Raw genomic sequence first — 20,198 nt, forward strand, 5'->3', positions numbered from 1 at the left:
AATGAGCAGAGAATCCGTGCGAAATGAAATTATTGTTTGAGTGTAACAAGTTTCGTTTTGTTGTGAAGCCTAAATGAAGCCACATTGTCGCCACGTGGGAAACAACCCCGTTCCGATCCGGGGCCGGAAGGGGCGATTCAGGGTTTATTCATTGACAATACGGCCTTAGCCGACAGTCTTGAATCACCGGGTTAAGAGGCGTCCACGACGGGGCGCGCGGCCTGCGAAACCGGCTTCCCGGCCAGCGAATTGGCCCCGCTTTCGATGATTTCGACCTCGGAAAGCTCGCCCGGCTGCGCATCAGATTCGGCCACGTGGACGGCATGCAGGTAGTCCGACTTGCCCACCATCTGGCCGGGCAGGCGCCCCGGTTTCTCGAACAGCACCTTCACCCGGCGGCCGACCATCGAATCCTGCACCGCGCGCTGCTGGCGGGTGATCAGCGCCTGCAGCCGCTGCAGCCGCTCCGACGCCTCGTCCTCGTCGACCATCGCCCGTTCCGCGGCGGGCGTGCCGGGGCGCGGGGAGTACTTGAAGGAAAAGGCGTAACCGTACTGAACTTCCTCGATCAGGTCGAGCGTCGCCTGGAAATCGGCCTCGGTCTCCTCCGGGAAACCGACGATGAAATCTCCGGACATCAGGATATCGGGCCGCGCCGCGCGGATCCGCTCGATCAACCGCAGGTAGCTCTCGGCGGTGTGGCTCCGGTTCATGCGTTTCAGGATCCGGTCGCTGCCGGACTGCACGGGAAGGTGCAGGTAGGGCATCAGCTTCTCGCATGCGCCATGGGCCGCGATCAGGTCGTCGCTCATGTCGTTGGGGTGCGAGGTGGTAAATCGGATGCGCTCCAGCCCGTCGATGTCGTTGAGCGCCCAGATCAGCCGCGCCAGCGACCAGTCGCCGCCATCCGGGCCCGGCCCGTGATAGGCGTTGACGTTCTGGCCCAGCAGGGTGATCTCGCGCACGCCACGCTCGACCAGGTCGCGCGCCTCGTCCAGCACGCGGGCCGCAGGCCGGCTGACCTCGGCACCGCGGGTGTAAGGAACGACGCAGAAGGCGCAGAACTTGTCGCAGCCTTCCTGCACCGTCAGGAAGGCGGTCGGGCCGCGCTTGGCCTTGGGCCGGCCTTTCAGCGCGTCGAACTTGTCCTCGACCGGGAAATCGGTGTCGAGCGCCTTGGCCCCGCCCCGCGCCTTGGCCTCCAGCTCGGGCAGCCGGTGATAGCTTTGCGGGCCGACGACGAGGTCGACCATCGGCTGGCGGCGCATGATCTCCTCGCCCTCGGCCTGCGCCACGCAGCCCGCCACGCCGATCTTGAGATCGGGCCGCGCCTCCTTCAGCCCGCGGAACCGGCCCAGCTCGGAATAGACCTTCTCGGCCGCCTTCTCGCGGATATGACAGGTGTTCAGCAGGATCATGTCGGCATCGTCGGGCGATTGCGTCTCGACATAGCCCGCGCCGCCCATGGCCTCGGCCATGCGCTCGCTGTCATAGACGTTCATCTGGCATCCATAGGTCTTGATGTAGAGTTTCTTCGCCTCGGCCATCGTATCTCGCGCCCCGGAGCTTGTGAGAAGGATCAGGGCGTTTCCCTACATCAAGGCCGGGGTCACTTGCAATGCATCGCGAATTGGCCGATTCTCGGGGCCGGGCCGCCAGGGGACAGACAGGGACGAGAAATGCGCCATTCCAGCCTCAACGCATTCCTGTCGAACGGCGCCGCGCTGCTGGCGAAAGGGCCGGTCGCGCTGATCTTCGTCGAGGACGAGATCGAGATCGACAGCACCCTGCGCCACCATGTCGACCTGGGCTTCAAACAGGTGGTGGCCCTGATGCCCCCGGCCTTCCCGCTGGCGGCCGACATCGCCCGCAAGGTCATCCGCGTCGACCACGACATCAAGCGCGCGGCGGGGTTCACCGACGTCATCAACCGGGTGATCGCGGCGGCGCCGGGCATCTGGCTCTATTACTGCTTCAACGCCGAGTACCTGTTCTTCCCGTTCTGCGAATCCCGCACCGTGGGCGAGCTGGCCACCTTCCATGGCGAGGAGCGGCGCGACGCGATGCTCACCTACGTGATCGACATCTACGCGGGCGACCTGCATCGTCACGCCAACGCGGTCGCGCTGGAGGACGCGAATCTCGACAAGTCGGGCTATTACGCGCTCGCCCGCACCGATCCCGACAATCACAACCACCCCAGGGAACGGCAGCTCGATTTCTACGGCGGCCTGCGCTGGCGCTACGAGGAGCATATCCCGCCCGAGCGGCGCAAGATCGACCGGATCTCGCTCTTCAAGGCCAAGCCCGGCCTTGTCCTGCGCGAAAACCACACGTTTTCCGACGAGGAATACAACACCTATGCCTGCCCCTGGCACAACAACCTGACGGCGGCGGTGGTATCCTTCCGCACCGCCAAGGCGCTCAAGACCAACCCGGGCTCGACCTTCGACATCCACGATTTCCGCTGGCACAACTCGGCCCCGTTCGAATGGCATTCGCGCCAGCTGCTCGACCTCGGCCTGATGGAGCCGGGCCAGTGGTTCTAGACGCAAGCCCCCGAAATCTTTAAAAGATTTCGGCCCGTTTTCTTTTCAAGAAAACGCCCCACCCCCCCTGTATCGCCCTGAAATTGGCCCAATCCGGTCGACCCCGCGCCCATTTCGCCCGTCATACCCCGCCCCGAGGCAGTCATGAGGGTGGCAGAATGACCATGCAGACCGATATCCTGGCCGGCGGATCGGCGATCGGCCCGGCGCTCTGGCGCATCCGGCTGCTGATCGGGCTTGTTGCCCTGCACTTCCTCGGCATCTACGCCGCCTGCCTGCTCCTTGGCCACCCGTTCGGCTCGGGCACCGCCGCGACGCTGATCAGCCTGCTGCAACTGCAGGTGCCGCTCTTCCTGGTGATCCTGCTCTTCTGGCGCTTCGGCTGGATGATCGTCAAAGTCCGCCCCAGGCGCCCGATCACGTGGTTCGCCAACGACCTCAAGGACACCCTCCTCGACCGCGACCGCATCTTCACCGGCATCTTCGCCTTCCTCGCCATGTGCCTCTTTGCCGGCAGTTTCACGGTGGGCAAGGACCTGATCCCGCTGATCAACCCGTTCTCGTGGGATCCCACCTTCGCCTGGCTCGACCGCGCGCTGCACGGCGGCACCGACCCGTGGCAACTGCTCTTCCACCTCACCGGCACGCCCGCCATCACCACGGCGATCAACGCCGCCTATCACCTCTGGCTGATGCTGGCCTATTTCCTGATCTTCGTGGCCTGCTTCAACGTCTCGCGCCACGACAAGCACCGCCACTACCTGGTGGCCGACGTGCTCTGCTGGGTGATCGGCGGCAACATCCTCGCCACGCTCTTCTCCTCCGTCGGCCCGGTCTATTACGAGGCCTTCGGCTACGGCGCGGATTTCGTGCCCCTGATGGACACGCTCCGCGCCTTCCACGAGATCAGCCCGGTCTGGGCGCTCGACCTGCAGGCGATGCTGCTCGACGGCTACATGAATGACGGCCCGGTCCGGGGCATCTCGGCCATGCCCTCGATGCACGTGGCCTCGACCGTGACGATGACGCTCTACGCCTTCTCGGTCTCCCGCGTCTTCGGCTGGATCATGACCGGGTTCGCGGCGCTGATCCTGGTGGGTTCGGTCCAGCTTGGCTGGCACTACGCCATCGACGGGTACTTTTCCATCGCCCTGTCGCTCGGCTGCTGGGCCCTCGCCCGCCGGTTGCTGCGCGGCTTCGCCTGAGGGGCGCGTGCCGGGCTGAAGCCCGGCCTACGACGGCCACACGCCCGGCTCCCGTAGGCCGGGCTTCAGCCCGGCACCACCGGCCCTACCGACCCGCCACCACGCGCGCCCTCACCCTGCCACGACCTCCTGCAACCGCGCCACGTACCGCGCCAGGGTGTCGATCTCGAGGTTCACCCGGTCGCCGACCGTCACGTCGCCCCAGGTCGTCACCTCCTTGGTATGGGGGATGAAGTTGATGCCGAAGTCGCGCCCCTCAACCTCGTTCACCGTCAGCGACGTGCCGTTCAGCGCCACCGAGCCCTTGGGCGCGATGAACCGCTCCAGCCCCTCGGGCGCCCGAAGCGTCACCCGCGTGCTGTCGCCCTCGTCGTGCAGCTCGACCACCTCGGCAATCCCGTCGACATGGCCCGACACGATATGCCCGCCCAGCTCGTCGCCCACCTTCAGCGACCGCTCGAGATTCACCCGTTTCCCCTCGGCCCAGCTATCGAGGTTGGTCTTCGACACCGTCTCGGCCGAGATATCCACGTCGAACCAGCCATCGCCCTTGCCGACCACCGTCAGGCACACCCCGTCGCAGCAGATCGAGGCGCCCATGTCGACCCGGGCCATGTCGTAGCGCGTGCCGATCCGGGCGCGCAGGTCGCCGCGCTGCTCGGTCTGCCGCACCTCGCCCACATCCGTGATGATCCCCGTGAACATGCGCCGCCTCCTTTGGCCATCGTCCCGCCTGCACCTACCGCCCGGCAGCCCTGCGAACAAGACCGCACACCGATTAAGACTTAATTTCGCCCCACTCCCATACTAGTAAACACGGGAACGAGGTAGTGGGTATGATGTGACCATGGTTTCGGGCAACGAACGGGTTTTCCTGTTTCTGCAAGGGCCGCACGGGCCGTTCTTCAGCAAGCTGGGCCGGATGATCCGGCGCACCGGCGCGGCCGTCTGGCGCGTCGGCTTCAACGCGGGCGACCGCGCCTTCTGGAAAGACGGCAAAAGCTACATCCCCTATACCCAACCCGCCAGCGAATGGCCCGACCGCTTCCGCGCCATCGTCGCCGAGAAGGGCGTGACCGACCTTGTCCTCTACGGCGACATGCGCCCCATCCATGCCGAGGCCGTCGCGGCGGCCAAAAAGCTCGGCCTTACGGTGCATGTGTTCGAGGAAGGCTACATGCGCCCGTACTGGGTCACATACGAACGCGGCGGCTCCAACGGCAATTCCCGGCTGATGGAGATGAGCGTCTCGCACATGCGCAAGGCGCTGGAAAACTCCGACATGGACACCGCCCTGCCCCCGGCAAGCTGGGGCGACATGCGCCAGCACATCTTCTACGGCGCGGCCTATCACGGCTGCGTGCTCCTGCTGAACCGGCGCTACCGCGGCTTCCGGCCCCACCGCGCCATGACCGTCCGGCAGGAATTCGCCCTCTACCTCAAGCGGCTCCTGCTGATGCCCGCCCAGGCCATCGAACGCCGTATCGCCACCCTGCGCATCCGCCATGGCGGCTTTCCCTACCACCTCGCGCTCCTGCAGCTCGAACACGATTCCTCGTTCCAGTCGCACTCCCCCTTCTCGACCATGTCCGACTTCCTCGAAACCGTGGTCGAGGCCTTCTCGCAAGGCGCGCCGCAACATCACCACCTTGTCGTCAAGGCCCACCCGCTCGAAGACGGCCGCGTGCCGATCCGCCGCGACCTGCGCCGCCTCGCCCGCCAGTACGGCATCTATGACCGCGTGCATTTCGTCCGCGGCGGCAAGCTTGCCCAGCTCCTCGACGAGGCCCGCAGCGCCGTCACCGTCAATTCCACCGCCGCCCAGCAGGTGCTCTGGCGCGGCATCCCGCTCAAGACCTTCGGCGACGCGGTCTACGCCAAACCCGAGTTCGTCTCCACCAAGCCCCTGCGCGATTTCTTCCAGCTGGCCGAACGGCCCGACCGCAAGGCCTATGCCGATTACCGCCGCTACCTCCTCGAAACCAGCCAGGTCGCGGGCGGCTTCTACTCCGCCTCCGGCCGCCGCCAGCTCCTCCGGCAGGCCGTCGACATGATGCTCATCCCCGAGGACCCCTACGAGGCACTCGAGTCGGGAACCGCGGCCCCGAGGCAACAGTTGCGGGTCGTTACCTGACGGGCACAATTTCTAGCGCTGGATTTTTCCTCCGGATTCCGTTACCTTGGAGGAAAAACCTGAGGCAGAATAATAATAGGTCGAGGAGACCGAGCAGTGAAAACCCGTTCAACCCGCTGGGCGAGAACCGTCGCCCTGACTCTCGTTGTGGCGATGGTCGCCTCCTGTGGCCTGCCGCGCGTCGGTCCCAACAAGCGTGAAATCTACGCCGGCTCGGTCCAGCGGCAGGGCGATGCCTTCGTCGTCGCCGTGAACGATCGCGTCACCCGCGCCACCGCCGTCCAGCCCGCCCTGGGCTTCACCGAGGACTTCAAGCGCGCCGGCCTCGTCGGCTCCGACACGATCCGCCCGGGCGACACGCTCGGCATCACCGTGTGGGAAAACGTCGAGGACGGCCTGCTCGTCAACGAGGGCGTCTCCGCCGCCGTGCTCGACGAGGTGCAGGTCGACGGCGCCGGGTTCATATTCATTCCCTACGCCGGCCGCATCCGCGCCGCCGGCAACACGCCCGAGGCGATCCGCCGGATCATCACCCAGAAGCTCGACGTGCAGACCCCCGACCCCCAGGTCGAGGTGCGCCGCCTGGCGGGTGACGGGGCGACCGTCTCGCTGATCGGCTCGGTCGGCGCCCAGGGCGTCTACCCGATCGAACGGCCCACCCGCACGCTCTCGACCATGCTGGCCGCCGCCGGCGGCGTCACGGTCGAACCCGAGGTGGCCCAGATCACAGTCATGCGCGGCGACCAGCGCTCCAAGGTCTGGTTCCAGGACCTCTTCAAGCATCCCGGCTTCGACATCGCCCTGCGCGGCGGCGACCGGATCCTTGTCGAGGAAGACACCCGCGCCTTCACCGCCCTCGGCGCCACCGGCGCCCAGGCCCGCCTGCCCTTCGACAGCCCGACCCTCTCGGCGGTCGAGGCCATCGCCCAGGTGGGCGGCCTGCAATCGTCGACCGCCGACCCGACGGGCGTCTTCATCCTGCGCAACGAGCCGGCGGAAATCGCCAACATGGTGCTCGGCCGCAACGACCTCATCGGCGCCCAGCGCATGGTCTACGTGCTCGACCTGACCCGCCCCAACGGCATGTTCATGGCCCGCGACTTCGCGGTGCGCGACGATGACACGATCTACGTGACCGAGGCGCCCTTCGCCCAGTGGAGCAAGGTGATCTCGGCCCTGACCGGCTCGCTCGGCTCGATCGGTTCCGTGGCCACGGCGGTCGATACGCTCGGCGGATCGTGACACCAGACCAGAACGACGGCAAACCCGCCGGCCACGCAGGTGACCGGCGGGTTTTCTATTTCAACGCCGGGTTCTTCCGCCAGGCCCGCGTCCGCCGGATCATGGAACTGGCAGGCTACCCCCTCCGCCTCGGCAAGCCCGGCCCCGACGATCTGATCGCCGTCTGGGGCCACTCCCCCTACGCCACCCGGGGCGAGAAAATCGCCGAAGCCACCGGCGCCGGCCTCATCCGGATCGAGGACATCTTCCTCCGCTCCCTCTTCCCCGGCCGCAGCGGCGAACCGCCGCTCGGCCTCGCCATCGACAGCCAGGGCGTCCATTTCAACCCCAACACCCCCTCCGACCTCGAAACCCTGCTGGCCACCCACCCGCTCGACGACACCGTGCTGATGGATCGTGCCCGCGGCGCCATCGCCCGCATCCACGAGGCGCATCTCACCAAGTACACCGGCTTCGACGCCGGGCACCCCGTGCCGGAGCCCGGCTACGTCCTCGTCATCGACCAGACCAAGGGCGATGCCAGCGTCACCCACGGCAACGCCGACGCCAACACCTTCCGCGAGATGCTCTACTACGCGCAGGAGGAAAACCCCGGCGCCCGCATCCTGGTCAAGATCCATCCCGAAACCCAGCACGCCCACCGCGACGGCTATTTCTCCGGCGAAGACGAATCCGGGCGCGTCCGGCTGTTCTCCGACGCGGTCAGCCCCTGGGCCCTGCTCGAGGGCGCCATCGCCGTCTATACCGTCTCCTCGCAACTGGGCTTCGAGGCGATCTTCGCCGGCCACCGCCCCCGCGTCTTCGGCCAGCCCTTCTATGCCGGCTGGGGCCTCACCGACGACCGCCACCCGCTCAATCTCCCCCGCCGCGGCCGCCGCCTCTCCAAGGCGCAACTCTTCGCCGCCACGATGATCCTTTACCCCCGCTGGTACGACCCCTACCGCGACCGGCTAGGCACGTTGGAAGACGCCATTTCCGCGCTCGAGGCGCAAACCCGCGCCTGGCGCGAAGACCGCCACGGCTGGGCCGCCTACGCCATGCGCCTGTGGAAACGCAAACCCCTGCAACGCTTCTTCGGCCGGCACGAGGCCCTGCGCTTCGCCGCCGACTCCCTGCCCGCCGGGCCCCGCCCCGCCATGGTCTGGGCCTCGAAACCGCAGGTCGCCCCCGAAGGCGCGGTCCGGGTGGAAGACGGCTTCCTGCGCTCCCGCGGCCTCGGCGCCGACCTGATCCCGCCCCTGTCGCTCGTCTGCGACGATCTCGGCATCTACTACGACCCCTCGACGGAAAGCCGCCTCGAACGCCTCATCGCCCAGCGCGCCGAACTGCGCCCCGACCAGCAGGCCCGCGCCGAGGCCCTGATCAAGACGCTGACCCGCCAGCGCCTCAGCAAGTACAACCTCGGCGACACCGCCCCCGACCTGCCCTCGGGCCACCTGATCCTCGTGCCCGGACAGGTCGAGGATGACGCCTCCATCAAGCTCGGCGCGGGCGAGATCCACACCAACCTCGCGCTGCTGGAAAAAGCCCGCGCCGAGAACCCCGACGCCGTGATCCTCTACAAGCCGCACCCGGACGTCGAAGCGGGCCTCCGCACCGGCCACGTCGCCCAAACCGACCTCGACCGCCTCGCCGACATGGTCCTGCCCCGCACCAACCCCGCCGACCTCCTCGACCGGGTCGACGAGGTCTGGACCATGACCTCGCTGATGGGCTTCGAGGCCCTGCTGCGCGGCGTCAAGGTCACCACCACCGGCGCGCCCTTCTACGCCGGCTGGGGCCTCACCCGAGACCTCGGCCGGACCCCCGCCCGCCGCGCGGCCCGGCCGTCTCTCGAAGGCCTCGTCCACGCCACCCTCATCGACTACCCCCGCTACCACGACCCGGTCACCGACCTCCCCTGCCCGGTCGAGGTGGTGGCCGACCGATTGGCCGCGGGCACCGTGCCCCGCCCCTCCCGCGCCAATAGGGCGCTGGCGAAACTGCAGGGGGTGTTCGCGTCTTACGCGGGGTGGTGGCGGTAGGGGAACGGTCCCGAAGACCCTGCGCGGAATCAAGGGCGAAGCCCGCCGCGCATCGGCGGGCCGTCCCGACGGCACGGCGATTTGGCAATTGAAGTGCCACGCTCGAACGATGGAAGTACTTGGCAGACATAAACTGCCCCTCACCACCGTCGGTTCGCCGCACCACGGCCCGCCGATGCGCGGCTCCTCACCCTGTGCGCAAAATCCTCCGACCCACATCTCGTGGCTTACCCCACCGCACGCCACATTCACCCTCGCCCGATACCGCCCCCGCACCGACGCGATACCGACGGAATACCGACGTGATACCGACGTCACGATCCCTTCAAAACAACGCCGTTAACCTTCGAATCGCCGACCTCCCGCATCGCCGCCACTTGCGCCGGTCTCAAACCGCGCGTAAACCGCCCCCGGACCAAGCCCAAGGATGCGCCCCATGCCCATTCTCGTCATGAAATTCGGCGGCACCTCCGTCGCCAACATCGACCGCATCCGCCGGGCGGCAAAACGCGTGGGCGTCGAGGTGGCCAAGGGCTACGACGTCATCGTCATCGTCTCCGCCATGGCTGGCCGCACCAACGAGCTGGTCGGCTGGGTGGACGAGATCTCGCCCTTCTACGACGCCCGCGAATACGACGCCGTGGTCAGCTCGGGCGAGAACATCACCGCCGGCCTCATGGCGCTCACCTTGCAGGAAATGGATGTCCCCGCCCGAAGCTGGCAGGGCTGGCAGGTGCCTTTGAAAACCACCTCCGCCCACTCCGCCGCCCGGATCGAGGAGATCCCCACCGACAACATCAACGCCAAGTTCTCCGAAGGCATGCGCGTGGCCGTTGTCGCCGGTTTCCAGGGCGTCAGCCCCGAGGGCCGGATCACCACGCTGGGCCGGGGCGGCTCCGACACCACGGCCGTGGCCTTCGCCGCCGCCTTCGATGCCGAGCGCTGCGACATCTACACCGATGTCGACGGCGTCTACACAACCGACCCGCGGATCACCGCCAAGGCCCGCAAGCTTGACAAGATCGCGTTCGAGGAGATGCTGGAACTGGCCAGCCTCGGCGCCAAGGTGCTGCAAACCCGCTCGGTCGAACTGGCCATGCGTTACAATGTAAAACTGCGCGTTCTCAGCAGTTTCGAGGAACAGTCGGACACCGCGGGCACGCTGGTCTGTGCCGAGGAGGAAATCATGGAATCAAACGTCGTCAACGGCATCGCCTATTCCCGCGACGAGGCGAAGATGACCCTCGTCTCGGTCGCCGACCGCCCCGGCATCGCCGCGGCCATCTTCGGCCCCCTCTCGGATGCCGGCGTCAACGTCGACATGATCGTCCAGAACATCTCGGAGGAAGGTCGCACCGACATGACCTTCTCCTGCCCCGTGGGCCAGGTCACCCGCGCCGAGAAGGCCCTGCGCGAGGCCAAGACCCGCGGCGACATCAACTTCCACGACCTGATCGCCGACACCGAGGTGGCCAAGGTCTCCGCCGTCGGCATCGGCATGCGCAGCCAGTCGGGCGTCGCCGCCCGCATGTTCAAGACGCTCAGCGCCGAGGGAATAAACATCAAGGTGATTGCAACCTCCGAGATCAAGATTTCCGTGCTGATCGACCGGAAATATATGGAACTCGCGGTCCAGGCCCTGCATGATGCCTTCGGATTGGAAAAGGCGGCCTGACAATCCCCCCGGGGCATGACAGGGTCGGGCCGCCAGAAGGACAGGTCCCGCAAAGCGCATGACGGCACCGCAGGAACATCAGACCGACAGCCGGCAGATGCTCGGCCGCCTGCGCTCGGTGATGGCCGAGGACGCGGCCGGCCAGACGCGCCTTGACCGCATTACCGCGCTGATCGCCGAGGAAATGCATTGCGAGGTCTGCTCGATCTACCTCTTCCGCGACGAGGACACGCTCGAGCTTTGCGCCACCGAGGGCCTCAAGCCCGAGGCCGTCCACCAGACCCGCATGCGCCTTGGCGAGGGGCTCGTCGGCCGCATCGCCCAGCGCGGCCACATCATCAACACCGACGACGCCCCCGGCACCCGCGGCTTCCGCTACATGCCCGAGACGGGCGAGGAAGCGTATTGCTCCATGCTCGGCGTCCCCGTCCAGCGGCTGGGCGAAACCCTCGGCGTGCTGGTCGTCCAGTCGAAAGACGCCCGCATCTTCTCCGAGGAAGAGGTCTACGCCGTCGAGGTCGTCGCCATGGTCCTGGCCGAGATGGCCGAGCTCGGCGCCTTCGTGGGCGAAGGCGCGGCGATGAAGGCCCGCCACCAGCAGGCCGTGCTCTTCCACGGCGCCACCGGGCAGGAAGGCGCGGCCCAGGGCCGGGTCTGGCTGCACGAGCCGCGAGTCGTCGTCACCAACCCCATCGCCGACGACCCGCACCGCGAGATGGAACGCCTCACCACCGCGGTCGACGAACTCCGCGTCGGCGTCGACCGCATGCTGTCCAACGCCAAGACCGGCGACAGCGAACAGCTCCAGGTGCTCGAGGCCTACCGCATGTTCGCCAATTCCAAGGGCTGGATGCGCCGGATGGAGGAAGACATCTCCCGCGGCCTCTCGGCCGAGGCGGCGGTGGAAAAGGAACAATCCGCCGCCCGCGCGCGCATGGCGCAGGTGACCGACCCCTACCTGCGCGACCGGCTGCACGACCTCGACGACCTGTCGAACCGCCTGCTGCGCATCCTCACCGGGCAGGGCAACGAGACCGGCGCCGAAATGCCGCCCGACCCGATCCTCATCGCCCGCAATATCGGCCCCGGCGAACTGCTCGACTATGGCCGCCGCCTCAAGGGTATCGTGCTCGAGGAAGGCTCGGTCGGCAGCCACGCCGCCATCGTCGCCCGGGCGCTCGCCATCCCCCTCGTCATCCATGCCGAGCGCATCACCACCGAGGCCCTGAACGGCGACCTGATCCTTGTCGACGGCGACCAGGGCGTCGCCCACCTGCGCCCCGACGAATCCGTCGTGAACGCCTTCCGCGACAAGATGGCGATGGCCGCCAAGGCCCAGGAACGCTACGCCTCGATCCGCGACAAGCCCGCCGAAACCGTCTGCGGCACGCGCATTTCGCTGCTGATGAACGCCGGTCTCATGGCCGACCTGCCCAGCCTCGACGGCTCCGGCGCCGAGGGCGTGGGCCTCTTCCGCACGGAACTGCAGTTCCTCATCCGCAACCACATGCCCAAGCGGGCCGAGCTGAGCGAGCTCTACGCCCGCGTGATGGACGCCGCCCACGACAAGCGCGTCATCTTCCGCACGCTCGACATCGGCTCCGACAAGGTGCTGCCCTACATGACCGCCACCGACGAGCCCAACCCGGCGCTCGGCTGGCGGGCGGTGCGCGTGGGTCTCGACAAGCCCGGCGTCATGCGGATGCAGCTCCAGGCGCTCATTCGCGCCGCCAATGGCCGGCCGCTTTCCGTCATGTTCCCCTTCGTCGCCCAGCGCGAGGAATTCACCGCCGCCCGCGCCGAGATGGACATGGCCCTCGAACGCGAGCGCATCCTCGGGCACAACCTGCCCTCCTCGCTCGAGGTCGGTGCGATGCTGGAAACCCCGTCGCTCGCCTTCGCCCCCGACAGCTTCTACCGCGAGGTCGATTTCCTCTCGATCGGCGGCAACGACCTGAAACAGTTCTTCTTCGCCGCCGACCGCGAGAACGAGCTGGTCCGCAAGCGCTACGACACGCTCAACGTCAGCTTCCTGACCTTCCTCGAAGGCATCGTCGACCGCTGCAACCGGCTGGAAACACCCCTCTCCTTCTGCGGAGAGGATGCCGGCCGCCCGGTCGAGGCCGCCTGCATGGCCGCCATCGGCCTGCGCTCGCTCTCGATGCGCCCGGCCTCCATCGGGCCGGTCAAGTCGATCCTGCGGCGCACCGATCTCTCCGAACTCCGCGAGGTGATCCACGAGGCGCGCGAGGCCGGCGTCCAGTCCGTCCGCCCGCAGGTGATGGAGTACCTGCGCGGGAAGCTGTAGGGGCTAACGCCGGGCAGCGCCCGACCGCGGGTGGGCGCACCAACGGTCTTGATGGTTGATTTATGGTGCGGCCAACATCCGACCTTCGCTCTGCATGGCCCCGTTGCAGAAGCGCCCGCCCTGGGGGCGGTCGGGCGCTGCCCGGCGCCGCGCCTTTGGCGCGGCTTTGCTCCGGGCTGAAAGTGCCCTGAAGCGAAAGCCATGAAAATCTCCCCCACCGCTGTGACTTTTCAGTCACCGCAAGAATCGGGGCCTGCATTCGGGGCCAATACCACGGGTTGTACCCCCTGCCCCGAACGACTCGAAAACCGGTCCTTAACCATCTGATTCACAATCTGAATAATATCACCCGGCTTGAGGAACAAACCGTGTCCTGCTACCGTTCATTCCAAGGCGCAACCATAGCGCCACCATTGAGGACGACAGCACCATGGCTCTTCCGGGCACTTCCCCCCATCCGTTAACCTCTTGTTTACCATCGCTCCGGCGGCCGGCCTCCATGTCGCTGCCCGTGCCCGACCCGGCCAATCGCCATATCCCGGCCGATGCCGCCGACCTCGCCACCCTGCCGCGCCGCGAGCGGGTGGAACAGGCCTTCGCCGACATCCCCCTCACGCCCAACGAGCGCCGCGCCATCCAGGCCCTGCTCGACGCCCCCGACAGCACGGCGCCCGAACTCGGCGCCGCCTGCGGCTGGCAGAACGCCGCATGGCGCACCCAGATGATCCTGCTCTGCCAGCGTCGCCGCCGCTATTTCTGGCCGAACGGCATGGGCGCAGACATCACCAACGGCGCCATCATCGGGGCGCTGACCGTGTATGACAGCGCCACGCTGGGCTTCAGCCCGCAACCGGATATCCTGCACATCCTCTACGAGGCGGTCGACGCGGGCTGACCTAGGCCCGCTTCACCGGCGCCTCGACGAACTGGCGGAAATCCTCGATCAGCTCGCCATGCGGTTTCCCGGCATCGATCGCCAGCCGCCGCAGGCCGAAATGCACATGCGCCATCTGCTGGTAGTAGCTGGTATAGGCGTAATTCGTCGCCGCCCCCGCCGCGGCGCCCAGCACCGGCACCGTCTGCGCCGCCAGCTTCTGGCCAAGCACCGTCGCCAGCCGCGGCGCGACCTTGGCGATCAGCGACCGGATCGCCGTGCCCGTCACCGCCATCCGCGTGCTCAGAAACGCCAGGTCCGACCCGTCGTCATGATCCAGCGGCCCGGCCGCGGCGAACACCTGGATGCAGTCATACTGCACCCCCGGCTCGGCCGGGTCGAACCCGTGCTCCACCGCCACGTCCTGGATGGCCCGAAGCAGCACCGTCACCGTCACCGGCAGTTCCGCCAGCGCCGTGGGCAGGCCGCCCATGCCGCCCAGCCCGCCCATCGCGGTGGTCAGCGCCCGGCTCATCCAGCCGGGGCTCACCTCGATCACCCCGCGCGAGCGATGCGCGGCATCCATCGCGAGGTTCAGCGCCTGGTCGGTGCGCTCGGCCAACTGCATGCGCACGCCCGAGGGCAGCCGGTTCAACAGCGTTTCCGCCTGTCCGCCGATCACGTTCAGCACCTGGATACCCACGTTGCCGGCCCGCGCATGGCGCTGCGCCAGAACTTTCAGCCGCGCTTCCACGGCCTCGGGCGTAATCGGGGCTTCGAGAATTTCCATTCGCCACTCCTTCGAAGGCTACCCCCTGAAGATCGGCACAATCGCCCGCCGTTTCAAGCGCAGCGTGTCACCTGGCCGGTGACCCCGTCCCACGCCCCCTCGGCAAGCGCGACGCCCAGGACCCTTGCGGGGTTGGTCGGCGGCGGCATCTCGACCCCCTCCAGCCGGTGAAACCCGAACCGCCCGTAATAGGGCTCGTCCCCCACCAGCATCGCCCTCTGCCAGCCCAGATCCCGCGCCCGGTCGAGGCTTTCGAGGATCAGGAAACCGCCCAGCCCTTCGCCCTGGTGCGTCGGGTGCACCGCCACGGGGCCCAGCAGCAGCACCCGGCTCTCGCCCACCAGCACCGGCCAGAACCGGATCGCGCCCGCCACGATCCCCTCCTCGCGCGCCACCAGGCACAGCTCCGGCACGCGCGCCACGCCCTCGCGCAGCCGGTACGAGGACAGCGCCTCCCGCCCCGGCGCAAAGCAAAGGTCGTAGAGCGCCTCGACCTCCCACCAGTCGTCGGAGGTTTCTTCCTTGAGTGAAAACACCGCCCGCCCCTCGAAAAACAGGTAGATAGTCGCGTATCACGCGGTTAGGGCTGGTTCAAACCGCAACTTCAGGCGGGGTGCAACCCCCGCGCAGAGGAGCCCCATGTTCTACAAACCCGAAGACGGCCACGGCCTGCCCCATAACCCGTTCAACGCCATCGTCACGCCCCGGCCCATCGGCTGGATCTCGACCCGCGGCACCGACGGGCAGGACAACATCGCCCCCTATTCCTTCTTCAACGCCGTGGCCTACGTGCCGCCGCAGGTGATGTTCGCCTCCACCTCCGCCAAGGACGATCGCGACGGCACCAAGGACAGCGTCGCCAACATCCGCGACACCGGCTTTTTCTGCGTCAACATCGTCGAATACGCCATGCGCGACGTGATGAACAAATCCTCCGGCCCGTGGGAGCGCGACGTCGACGAGTTCGAGCTTGCCGGGATCGAGCGCACCGAGTGTGAAACCGTCCCCTGCTCGCGCGTGGCCAACGCGCCCGCCGCGCTCGAATGCAAGCTCACCCAGATCGTGCAATTGCCCGGAGAGGCCAACTTCACCGTCTTCGGCGAGGTCACCGGCATCCACATGCGCGACGACTGCCTCGTCGACGGCATCTTCGACGTGCTCCGCTTCAACCCGCTGGCGCGCATGGGCTACCGCGACTACTCCGTCGTGCGCGAGAAATTCTCGCTCAAACGCCCCGGGGAATAACCTCAACCGGGGTGTTTCGCGCGGATCGCGATGGCATGCATGAAATACCCCGCCCCGACCAGTTCGCCGGCGAACTCGCTGATCCCGTTTCTCGAAAGGCCCAGGGCCATCGCCTCCTCGAAGCGGGCAATGGCCGCCTCGACGCCGACCTCTTCCTGCAACATCAGCAGGGCATCCAGCAGCACGGCCGAGGCAATCGTCGCGTCCAGGTCAAGCGAGTGATCGATCGCGCGCCGCGCCGCGGCCATGTCCTTCCTGTTGTACTCGATATAGCCCAGTAGCTCGTAGTCGTAGTTATCGACCTCGTCCCCGGCGATGTTGCGGCCGATCTGAAGCGCCGCCGTCTCGTACTGGCCGTGATGCATCATCAGCTTGGCGCGCCAGTAGACGACGAAGATGTCCGGCCCCAGGATCTCCTCGGCAGAGGCCAGGTAGGCCAGCGCGTCACTTCCGCGACCAAGTGCCGACATGGCCCGCGCGCGCCAGATATATCCCTCGTGCGTTTCCGGGGACACCTCGACCAGGGCGTCGGCATCGCGGATCACCTGCCGGTACCGCTCCAGCACGAACAGCGATCCGATCCGCAGGTCAAGGAAATAGGCCGGGTCCATGTCGTCCTCCAGCGCCCGGCCGGTCTGTTCGATCACCTTCTCGTGCTCGCCCAGCGCCTTGTAGGACTTGGTCAGGCCGGCCAGCGCGTTCGCGTCCCACGGGGCCTCCTCGAGGAACGTGGCGAAGAGGTCGCGCGCCTCCGCGGCACGGTCCACCTCCAGAAGCCGCCATCCCTTCTCGCGCCGGGCCCAGTCATAGCCGGGGTTTATCGCCAGCGCCGCATCCAGGTAGGTCATCAACTCGTCGAAGCCGATCTGCTCCAGGTCCCAAAGGCTCAGGCCCAGCCCGGCAAGTGCCGAGGCCGACGCGGAAATATCCAGCGCGCGGCGAAACTGGTCCGCCGCGGCCGCATAATCCCCCTTGTCATGAAGCACCCAGCCAAGCCCGCGGATGGCCCTGTCCTCGTCCGGGTCGCGCGCCAGCGTCGCCTCGAAAACCGCCCGCGCCTCCTCCAGCCGGTCGGTTTCGTAATAGGCGATGCCCAGCGATTCCTCCATCCTGGCAAGCTCTTCGGAGGTATGGCCCGACCCGGAAAGGGCGATGCCGCAAATCTCGAGCAACCGCTCCGCCGTATCGGACGACCCGATACAGACCGAGGCATGGGTCTCCTCCGAGCTGTCGATAAGCGGAAAGCCCGCGGCCGGGGCGGCGCAAAGGGTGAAAAGAACTCTGGAAACAACGGGCAAGCGCAAGGGCGCCATGTGAAAATCTCCGAACCTTCAATCAACCCGAAGCTTACCCGCGGCCTGCACAAGATCAACCGCCCTGCGCCCCCTACTTCCCGTAATACTCCCGGAACCACGCCACGAACCGCGCGATCCCCTCGCGCAAATCCGTTTCGGGGCGATAGCCCGTCAGGCTCTGCAACAGGCTGGCATCGGCCCAGGTGGCCGGCACGTCGCCCTTCTGCATCTCCATCAGGTTGCGTTGCGCCTTTTTCCCCAGCGCCTCCTCGATCGCGTCGACGAAATCCAGCAGGCGCACGGTCTGCGAATTGCCGATATTGACCACCCGGTAGGGCGCCACGGGCGACAGGCTGTCGCCTTCGGCAATGTCCTCGGGGCTCTCGGGGCGTACCGGCGCCGCGTCGATCAGCAGCCGGATCCCCCGCACGAGGTCGTCGACATAGGTGAAATCCCGGTACATCTCGCCGTGGTTATAGACGTCGATCGGCCGGTCCTCGAGGATCGCGTCGACGAACTTGTAAAGCGCCATGTCCGGCCGCCCCCAGGGCCCGTAGACGGTGAAGAACCGGAACATCGTCGTCGGCAGGTTCCACAGGTGCGCATAGGAATGGCCCATCGCCTCGCAGGCCTTCTTGGTGGCCGCGTAGATCGTCATCTGCGTGTCGGCCTTCTGCGTCTCGCGATAGGGCATCTCCGTCTCGGCCCCGTAGACCGAGCTGGTCGAGGCCATCAGCAGGTGCCGCACCTCGTGCCGCCGCGCCGCCTCCATCACGTTGAACGTGCCGACCACGTTGGCATCGATATAGGCCCGTGGCGCCTCGAGGCTGTAGCGCACCCCGGCCTGCGCCGCGAGGTGCACGATCACGTCCGGTTTGAACGCATCCGCCGCCGCATCCAGAGCATCCTGATCTTCCAGCATCGCCTCGGTCGCGGCAAAGCCCGGCTTCTGGTGCAACATCTGGTGGCGGCGTTGCTTCAGGCTGACATCGTAGTAATCCGTCATCCCGTCGAAGCCATGCACCTCGATCCCCTCGTCCAGCAAAAGGCTGGCCAGGTGATAGCCGATGAACCCGGCCGTGCCGGTGATGAATACCCGTGTCATGCCCGCTCCCGCCCCGATTATTCTTGTATCGAATCGATAGCCCCTGGGCCCTCGCGGCACAAGCTTTGCCGCGGGCGCAGGCGGTTACCCCGGCCGGCCGGCCCCCATTTGCCCCAGTTCGGGCGTGTAAAGCCGGTAGATACCCCGCCCCGCCGCCTTGGCCGCGTATAGCGCGGTGTCGGCGTCATGCATCATCCGTACCGGGTCGAGCGGGTCATATCCCCGGCTCAGGCTCGCGCCGATGCTGGCCGACACCGTCAGCCGCCGGTCGCCGTAAGGTATCGGCCGGGCGATTTCCCCGATCAGGCGGTGCGCCAGGTCGGCCACCGCCTCGGTCCGCGACTGCTCGGGCAGGACCAACAGGAACTCGTCCCCGCCGATGCGGATCAGCGTGTCGCGGTCGCGTGTGCCGCTCGTCAGCCGGCAGGCCACGGCCTGCAGCACCGCGTCTCCTGCGGCATGGCCAAAGGTGTCGTTCACGCCCTTGAAGTGGTCGAGGTCGAGATGCATCAGGGCGAAATCCGCCCGCGTCTCGGCCATGCGCGTCAGCACCGGCTCCAGCGCGCGGCGGTTGCGCAGCCCGGTCAGCTTGTCGGTCACCGACGCCTCCAGCGCCTCGATCCGCGCGCCGTCGAGCCGGGTGTTCAGCCGACGCAACTCCTCCATCGCGGCCGATTTCGCCTCGACGAGGTAGAGCATCTCGATGGCCAGGTCGGTGGCCGCGAAATCGGCGCTGGTCAGGGCGAAATCCCGCACCGCGTCGACGATCGAGATGCCGAAGGACAGGTTCAGCACCGCGCCCGCCGGCGCTTCGCCGCCCGCCCCCGCCTCCGACGGCAACGGCACCAGCACGCCCTTCAGCTCGGTCCGCGGCGGCATGCGCAGCGCGAAGTGCAGCTTCCGTCCCGCCAGCGCCAGCAGGGCCTCCATCCGGTCCGAGGCGCGGGGGCGGCGCAGGTCCAGGAGCTCGGCCAGGTGCATCCCTTCCGGCGCGCCGCCGGGGCTCAGCTTGCGCATGGCCGGGCCGGCGTGGCGGATATGCCCCGTGCCATCCAGCAGCAGGTGCATCGGGCAGAGCGTGTCGAGCACCGCGCCAAGCTTCACAGAGTCCAGCGCCACGAAACTCATGGCGCCCGCGCCCCGAGGTCGAAACGCCGGCCCTCGGCAAAGGACGCCTCCAGCAGCATGATCGCGATGATCTCGCGCCCCGGGCTTGCGCCCATGTGCTCCATCACCACCAGCGCGCCGTAATCATCCGCCATCGCCCGCAACAGGCCCACCATCACGTGCCCGAACCACGGCTTGCCCGCCCCTTCCGTGCGCACCACGAAGCTGAACGACCGCGCCCCGTGCTCGCGCAGCTCCATCTGCGGCAGCTCCAGCTCCGGCACCGCCAGCCTGACCCGCGCGGGCAGGTCGTCCAGCGAAAGAAGGAAATCGACGAACCCGGTCCCCCCGAAGCGCAGCAGCCGGCGAAGCGCCCCGGTCGAGGGCGAGGAGACAAGGAAGGTGCCGATATCCTCCAGCACCTCGCCGCGCGGCTTGCCCAGCACCTGCGCCATCCCGTCCAGCAACGCCTCCGTCACCTCCGGGTCATAGCTCTGCATCGCCTCGAAGGTCAAAACCGGCAGGTTTCGGCGGCGGCAGACCCGCTCCCAGAACCCGTTTCCGTATGTGGCGCGCGCGAAACGCTCGATGGCCTGGTTGATCAGCCCGTGCATGCTCTGCCTCCAAGACGAGGCTAGTTGTGAC

At 67.2% G+C, this 20,198-nt stretch carries 17 protein-coding genes; 9 read left to right on the top strand and 8 right to left on the bottom strand.

Annotation, left to right across the window (positions count from 1 at the left end; all coding sequences use genetic code 11):
* Positions 1 to 191: 191 nt before the first annotated feature.
* Positions 192 to 1,547, bottom strand: coding sequence for a tRNA (N6-isopentenyl adenosine(37)-C2)-methylthiotransferase MiaB (gene miaB / locus QUV18_RS13030; RefSeq protein WP_300894366.1), 1,356 nt, complete (start codon positions 1,545 to 1,547; stop codon positions 192 to 194).
* 132 nt (positions 1,548 to 1,679) lie between these two features.
* Here miaB and QUV18_RS13035 point away from each other — a divergent pair, with 132 nt between their 5' ends.
* Both QUV18_RS13035 and QUV18_RS13040 read left to right on the top strand, forming a co-directional pair.
* Positions 1,680 to 2,549, top strand: a complete 870-nt coding sequence (locus tag QUV18_RS13035) for a hypothetical protein (RefSeq protein ID WP_300894367.1) — start codon at positions 1,680 to 1,682, stop codon at positions 2,547 to 2,549.
* A 158-nt stretch (positions 2,550 to 2,707) separates the two neighbouring features.
* Complete coding sequence (locus QUV18_RS13040) at positions 2,708 to 3,754, top strand: phosphatase PAP2 family protein (RefSeq protein WP_300894368.1); 1,047 nt, start codon at positions 2,708 to 2,710, stop codon at positions 3,752 to 3,754.
* A gap of 111 nt (positions 3,755 to 3,865) precedes the next feature.
* Here QUV18_RS13040 and QUV18_RS13045 read toward each other — a convergent pair whose 3' ends face one another.
* Positions 3,866 to 4,459 carry a riboflavin synthase gene (locus QUV18_RS13045; RefSeq protein ID WP_300894369.1) on the bottom strand — a complete coding sequence of 198 codons (594 nt, stop codon included), beginning with the start codon at positions 4,457 to 4,459 and terminating at the stop codon, positions 3,866 to 3,868.
* A gap of 142 nt (positions 4,460 to 4,601) precedes the next feature.
* Here QUV18_RS13045 and QUV18_RS13050 point away from each other — a divergent pair, with 142 nt between their 5' ends.
* The 6 genes from QUV18_RS13050 to QUV18_RS13075 all read left to right on the top strand — a co-directional run bounded on the left by QUV18_RS13050 (position 4,602) and on the right by QUV18_RS13075 (position 14,032).
* Entirely contained in the window at positions 4,602 to 5,888 is a 1,287-nt protein-coding gene (locus tag QUV18_RS13050) for a capsular biosynthesis protein (RefSeq protein WP_300894370.1), read from the top strand.
* A 96-nt stretch (positions 5,889 to 5,984) separates the two neighbouring features.
* Complete coding sequence (locus QUV18_RS13055) at positions 5,985 to 7,130, top strand: polysaccharide biosynthesis/export family protein (protein WP_300894371.1); 1,146 nt, start codon at positions 5,985 to 5,987, stop codon at positions 7,128 to 7,130.
* A gap of 101 nt (positions 7,131 to 7,231) precedes the next feature.
* Positions 7,232 to 9,154, top strand: a complete 1,923-nt coding sequence (locus QUV18_RS13060; RefSeq protein ID WP_300894442.1) for a capsular polysaccharide biosynthesis protein — start codon at positions 7,232 to 7,234, stop codon at positions 9,152 to 9,154.
* A 436-nt stretch (positions 9,155 to 9,590) separates the two neighbouring features.
* On the top strand, positions 9,591 to 10,829 hold the full coding sequence (locus QUV18_RS13065) for an aspartate kinase (protein ID WP_300894372.1): 1,239 nt from the start codon (positions 9,591 to 9,593) through the stop codon (positions 10,827 to 10,829).
* Between the two features lie 58 nt (positions 10,830 to 10,887).
* Complete coding sequence (ptsP, locus tag QUV18_RS13070; protein WP_300894373.1) at positions 10,888 to 13,137, top strand: phosphoenolpyruvate--protein phosphotransferase; 2,250 nt, start codon at positions 10,888 to 10,890, stop codon at positions 13,135 to 13,137.
* Positions 13,138 to 13,636: 499 nt separating this feature from the next.
* Positions 13,637 to 14,032 (top strand): hypothetical protein, encoded by a 396-nt coding sequence (locus QUV18_RS13075; RefSeq protein WP_300894374.1) that lies wholly within the window; start codon positions 13,637 to 13,639, stop codon positions 14,030 to 14,032.
* Between the two features lies 1 nt (position 14,033).
* Here QUV18_RS13075 and QUV18_RS13080 read toward each other — a convergent pair whose 3' ends face one another.
* Both QUV18_RS13080 and QUV18_RS13085 read right to left on the bottom strand, forming a co-directional pair.
* Positions 14,034 to 14,801 carry an EcsC family protein gene (locus tag QUV18_RS13080; protein WP_300894375.1) on the bottom strand — a complete coding sequence of 256 codons (768 nt, stop codon included), beginning with the start codon at positions 14,799 to 14,801 and terminating at the stop codon, positions 14,034 to 14,036.
* 53 nt (positions 14,802 to 14,854) lie between these two features.
* A complete protein-coding gene (locus tag QUV18_RS13085; protein WP_300894376.1) occupies positions 14,855 to 15,337 on the bottom strand; it encodes an N-acetyltransferase in 483 nt (160 codons plus the stop codon).
* Positions 15,338 to 15,440: 103 nt separating this feature from the next.
* Between QUV18_RS13085 and QUV18_RS13090 the strand changes: the two genes are divergently transcribed.
* A complete protein-coding gene (locus QUV18_RS13090) occupies positions 15,441 to 16,046 on the top strand; it encodes a flavin reductase family protein (protein WP_300894377.1) in 606 nt (201 codons plus the stop codon).
* Between the two features lie 2 nt (positions 16,047 to 16,048).
* Here the strand turns inward: QUV18_RS13090 and QUV18_RS13095 are convergent, their stop codons facing one another.
* The 4 genes from QUV18_RS13095 to QUV18_RS13110 form a co-directional block, all read right to left on the bottom strand.
* Positions 16,049 to 17,359: a tetratricopeptide repeat protein gene (locus QUV18_RS13095; protein WP_300894378.1), complete on the bottom strand. Its 1,311-nt coding sequence runs from the start codon at positions 17,357 to 17,359 to the stop codon at positions 16,049 to 16,051.
* A 73-nt stretch (positions 17,360 to 17,432) separates the two neighbouring features.
* A complete protein-coding gene (locus QUV18_RS13100; protein WP_300894379.1) occupies positions 17,433 to 18,446 on the bottom strand; it encodes an NAD-dependent epimerase/dehydratase family protein in 1,014 nt (337 codons plus the stop codon).
* Positions 18,447 to 18,530: 84 nt separating this feature from the next.
* Entirely contained in the window at positions 18,531 to 19,574 is a 1,044-nt protein-coding gene (locus QUV18_RS13105) for a GGDEF domain-containing protein (protein ID WP_300894380.1), read from the bottom strand.
* Complete coding sequence (locus QUV18_RS13110; protein ID WP_300894381.1) at positions 19,571 to 20,167, bottom strand: heme NO-binding domain-containing protein; 597 nt, start codon at positions 20,165 to 20,167, stop codon at positions 19,571 to 19,573. The genes QUV18_RS13105 and QUV18_RS13110 overlap by 4 nt, the downstream gene beginning before the upstream one ends.
* Between the last annotated feature and the right edge of the window lie 31 nt (positions 20,168 to 20,198).

The sequence above is a fragment of the Roseovarius sp. genome (assembly GCF_030373445.1).
Classification (GTDB): domain Bacteria; phylum Pseudomonadota; class Alphaproteobacteria; order Rhodobacterales; family Rhodobacteraceae; genus Roseovarius.